The sequence below is a fragment of the Parabacteroides sp. FAFU027 genome (genome assembly GCF_022808675.1).
GTDB lineage: Bacteria > Bacteroidota > Bacteroidia > Bacteroidales > UBA7332 > CAXXIC01.
Genome location: NZ_JAKZKV010000008.1, coordinates 1 through 4,700 on the forward strand (window position 1 = coordinate 1; position 4,700 = coordinate 4,700).

General features: G+C 42.3%; 3 protein-coding genes. 2 read left to right on the plus strand and 1 reads right to left on the minus strand.

The genetic code is table 11. The annotated features are described in order from the left end of the window. The first annotated feature begins 84 nt into the window (after positions 1-84). Complete coding sequence (locus MLE17_RS12990) at positions 85-1,623, plus strand: IS1182 family transposase (RefSeq protein WP_243349140.1); 1,539 nt, start codon at positions 85-87, stop codon at positions 1,621-1,623. 188 nt (positions 1,624-1,811) lie between these two features. Here MLE17_RS12990 and MLE17_RS12995 read toward each other — a convergent pair whose 3' ends face one another. Then, positions 1,812-2,771: an ROK family protein gene (locus MLE17_RS12995; RefSeq protein WP_243348424.1), complete on the minus strand. Its 960-nt coding sequence runs from the start codon at positions 2,769-2,771 to the stop codon at positions 1,812-1,814. Positions 2,772-3,223: 452 nt separating this feature from the next. Between MLE17_RS12995 and MLE17_RS13000 the strand changes: the two genes are divergently transcribed. Further along, on the plus strand, positions 3,224-4,546 hold the full coding sequence (locus tag MLE17_RS13000) for an ammonium transporter (protein WP_243348425.1): 1,323 nt from the start codon (positions 3,224-3,226) through the stop codon (positions 4,544-4,546). Positions 4,547-4,700 lie beyond the last annotated feature (154 nt).

Consider the following 4,700-nt stretch of genomic DNA (forward strand, 5'->3'; position numbering starts at 1 on the left):
GAGGGTGTCCCAAAAGGATGCCCTCTCTCATTATTATGCCTATTGAAGTCATTGTAATCAGCTCAAAAATTAGTAACTTAGAGCATGAGTACAACAAAGCATAAACTAGTCTTTAAAGATTATCCGCAGGGTCAAAACACACTGTTTCCGGAGTCTCTTGACGATAAAATAAAAACCGGAGCCCCTGTTCGCCTGATCAATACGATAGTTGATCAGTTAGATATATCCCCGGTAATAGAAACTTATAAAGGAGGCGGAACAAGCAGTTATCATCCACGCATGTTGGTTAAAGTGCTCTTTTTCGCATACCTGAACAACACCTACTCATGTCGCAAAATAGCGACCGCCCTGGAAGAGAATATCCTCTATATGTGGCTTTCGGGTAATCAAACCCCGGATTTCCGCACCATCAATACCTTCCGAAGTCTTCATCTTAAAGAGAGCATCCACCAATTATTTACCCAGGTGGTGACCATGTTAGTAGAAATGGGGCATATAAGCCTGGAGACTCAGTACATTGATGGCACCAAGCTGGAGTCCCCCGCAAATCGGTACACTTTTGTTTGGAAGAAGACCGCAGAGAAGAATAAAACCAAACTGGAAGCTAAAATCCGCCACATCCTGGCACAAATAGAAGAAGGGATTGCCGGAGATAATCAGGCCTCAGAAGAAACACCGGTAGCCATTGATTCGGAAGAACTCAAACGTCGGATCAGCCTGATTAATAAAGAAAACAGAAGCAAAGCGGAGCAAAAACAACTCAAGAAACTGGAAGAAAAACATTTGCCCAAACTACAGGAATATGAAAAACACCTTGAGATTATGGGCGAGAGGAACAGTTATTCCAAGACCGATCCCGATGCGACCTTTATGAGAATGAAAGAGGACCACATGGGCAACGGTCAGCTTAAACCGGCACATAATCTTCAAATTGGAACAGAAAATCAGTTTATTACCCACTTCGATTATTTCTATAACCCGGGTGACACGCTTACCCTTAAATCATTCCTGCTTTCGGGCAAAGAACGTTTTGGCCATTTCCCCAAACAAGCTGTAGCCGATGCCGGTTACGGCAGTGAAGAGAACTATGAATTTATGGAAGATAATGACATTGAGGCCTTTGTCAAATACAACTACTTCCACAAGGAACAAAAGAAGAGTTTTATCAACAATCCTTTTTTGCAGGAAAACCTCTACTACAACGAACAGAAGGATTATTTTGTCTGCCCGATGGGGCAGCATATGAAGTGTATAGGTACACAAAACAAGAAATCCGAATCCGGCTTTCAAAGCCATATTAAGCTGTATCAGGCCGTCAATTGCGACGGTTGTCCACTCAGGGGAATGTGTCACAAATCAAAGAATCATCGGGTAATTTCCGTTAATCACAATTTAAGAGAACACAAACGAAAGGCCAGGGAAAGGTTGATGTCTGAACAGGGACTTAAACACCGAAGCAAGCGACCCATTGAACCGGAAGCGGTCTTTGGACAAATCAAATTCAACAAACACTACAATCGGTTGCGTCATCGCGGAATCGACAAAATCCGTATGGACTTTGGTATCCTTGCCATTGCCTTTAATCTCCAGAAATTATCCAGAAAGATGGCCACAGCAGCATAATCCACCCTATACACCTCCTTTTTTGCTTATTCTGCAACTCTTTGGCCAGACTCCGATAAAAAACAATCTTTCGCAATATTAATGCTAACGCCTGCCTGGTGAGTTCTTAATTGAATGAAATGGGCAAAAATGAAGAGAGGATGCCCTTTTGGGACACCCTCTAATATTTTGCTTGATTGAGTTCACTCTTATTTAGCTTCCCAACCCAAAGCGCCTGCTCCGAGAATAGCCGCATCACTGGCTTTCAATTCCGAAGGAAGAACTTTTACTTTGTTTCTCCAGATGGGTAAAACGTTATTTTCCATAGCTTCTTTGATCGGGTTAAAGATCAAATCGCCGGCTTGAGCTAGCCCGCCGAATATGATAATTGCTTCAGGAGCGGAGAATGCTATAAAGTCGGCAAACGCTTCTCCCAGGATTGTACCTGTAACATCGAAGATCTCTTTCGCTACTTTATCACCCTGAACTGCTGCGTCGTATACATCCTTCGATGTGATTTTATCAGCCGCGATCTGACGTAAAAGGCTATCTTCGGTTGTGTTTTCCAGAACCTCGCGTGCAGATCGTGCAACGCCTGTTGCAGAAGCGTAAGTTTCCAGACAACCTTTTCTGCCGCAACCACAAAGACGGCCATTTGTGCGACGGATAGTTGTATGTCCCAACTCTCCGGCAAATCCATCGTGACCATAAAGAACATTGCCGCCGATCACGATACCGCTTCCCACGCCTGTTCCCAGTGTGATAATGATAAAGTCTTTCATACCACGTGCAGCTCCATAGGTCATTTCGCCAATAGCAGCAGCATTGGCGTCATTGGTAACCGCTACAGGAAGATTAAATTTGGCTTTTAATAAATCACCGAGGGGAATATTGCCTTTCCAGGGGAGGTTAGGTGCGAGTTCGATTGATGATTTATAGTAGTTTCCGTTAGGAGCACCAATTCCGATTCCTTTGATTTTAGAGAATCCGCCTGCCTTCTCGACTAATGGCAGTACGCCTTCGTACAATGCATTAATGTAGTCGTTGATATCCGGATAGTCAGGAGTTACGATTGATCCTTGTCCTAAGATTTCTCCTTTTGCATCTACAATGCCGAATTTGGTGCCGGTACCGCCCATGTCGATACCGATTACATACGGTTTTTCCATGATAAATATTTTGTTAGTGTTAGAAGTTAGTTAGTCCGGCAAAGTTAACATTTTCTCTATTCCGACTCTAAAAATAGGAGGGTAAATAGTCAGAAAATATTCTCTTTGCCTGAATTTGCACAAATCACACATTTTGTGAAATAGGCATGCCGGAATTTTGTTTCTAATTATCTAAACGATTTATTCTCCAATTACCCCTAAGGTAAGACGATAATTTCTTTTGTTGTTTTAAATTCTACTTCTTGTTTTGACAAAAAGACATGCTAATATTTGGTTGAAATGATATTAAAATGACATTTATACTATAATAATTGGCTGTTTAAATGTTTAAACATGCGCTTTGTGATTTTAGAATGTGTTTTTATTGTGATAAAGTGATTATCTTCGCGCTCGATTTCGGAATTGTCATAATATTACGAATTGCATTATTATTCCAACAAAACTATATTCTTATGAGTGAAAAATCTATCTGGAAGTATAGGCTTCCGTTCTTGATTCTGATTGTTGTCGCATTGGCGTCTTTAATTCCTGTCGAATATGCCAACACTATTGATCCAAAGCATCCGATTGATCATGCTGATACTGCCTGGATTCTGATTGCGTCAGCTTTGGTATTACTGATGACTCCCGGTCTGGCATTCTTCTATGGAGGTATGGTCCGTTATAAAAACCTTGTTTCCACACTATTACAAAGCTTTTTTGCTCTCGGGCTTGTGAGTGTATTGTGGGTGGTGGTAGGTTTTAGCCTTGCTTTTGGTGATAGCTTTCACGGTTTGATTGGTAATCCGTTTACATTTGCCTTCTTCAGGAATGTTGGGATTGCTCCAAATCCGGCTTTTGCTGCGACTATTCCTTTCGCTTTGTTTGCAATGTTTCAGCTTAAATTTGCAATTATCACTCCGGCGCTCTTTACCGGAGGTGTGGCTGAACGCGTTCGCTTTTCATCGCTTATGCTCTTTGTTTGTCTATTCTCTATATTGATTTATGCACCATTGGCTCATTGGACGTGGCATCCTGATGGTTTTTTGCGTAAATGGGGTGTACTTGACTTTGCCGGCGGTACTGTTGTGCATATCTCTGCCGGATTTGCTGCATTGAGTGGCGCGATTTTTTTAGGTAGAAGAAAAGGTAAAATAATGCACAATCAACCGACCAATATCCCTTATATCATGCTTGGTACCGGCCTTTTGTGGTTTGGGTGGTTCGGATTTAATGCAGGATCGGCATTGGCAGCTGACGGATTGGCTACATCAGCCTTTGTGAATACCAATCTTGCATCGGCAACCGCTATGTTGACCTGGATTCTGGCTGACGGAGCATTGGGACACAAACGCTCTGCAGTTGGTGCGGCAGTTGGAGCTGTTGTTGGTCTGGTTGCTATTACTCCGGCTGCCGGATTTGTAACAGTAGGTCAGAGTATTTTTATCGGTTTTATTGCTTCTATGGTGAGTTACGTAGCCGTAAAACTGAAATCAAAAACCAATATCGACGACACGCTTGATGTATTTCCCTGTCACGGTATCGGTGGTATTGTGGGGATGATCCTGACCGGTGTTTTTGCAAAAGGGGTAGGATTGATTTATGGTGACTCTACTGTCTTTGTTCATCACCTGTTGGCGCTTGTAATCGTAAGTATTTTTACTTTTGGCGGTTCATATCTGCTCTATTTGATTACAGATAAAATCTTGCCGATGCGCGTTACTGAGGAGCAGGAGGAAAAAGGTCTCGACCTTACACAACATGGCGAAGAGGCTACTGATATGCGCTCTTATTGATCTGTTTCTAAAATAGATATACATCATCTGAAAAAAGAAAGGCTTCATTCCGGGGATTTGGGATGGAGCCTTTTCTCTTATTTCGTAGTGATTGCGTTAGCTGTAAAGCTTCAATTTGCTTTCAAAAATCTATCTTTATGGTGCGTAAGCACCC

Bases quoted from the DNA above. Each gene is read 5' to 3' on its own strand.
- MLE17_RS13000 (WP_243348425.1), top strand. From the start codon at position 3,224: ATGAGTGAAAAATCTATCTGGAAGTATAGGCTTCCGTTCTTGATTCTG.
- MLE17_RS12990 (WP_243349140.1), top strand. From the start codon at position 85: ATGAGTACAACAAAGCATAAACTAGTCTTTAAAGATTATCCGCAGGGT.
- MLE17_RS12995 (WP_243348424.1), bottom strand. From the start codon at position 2,771: ATGGAAAAACCGTATGTAATCGGTATCGACATGGGCGGTACCGGCACC.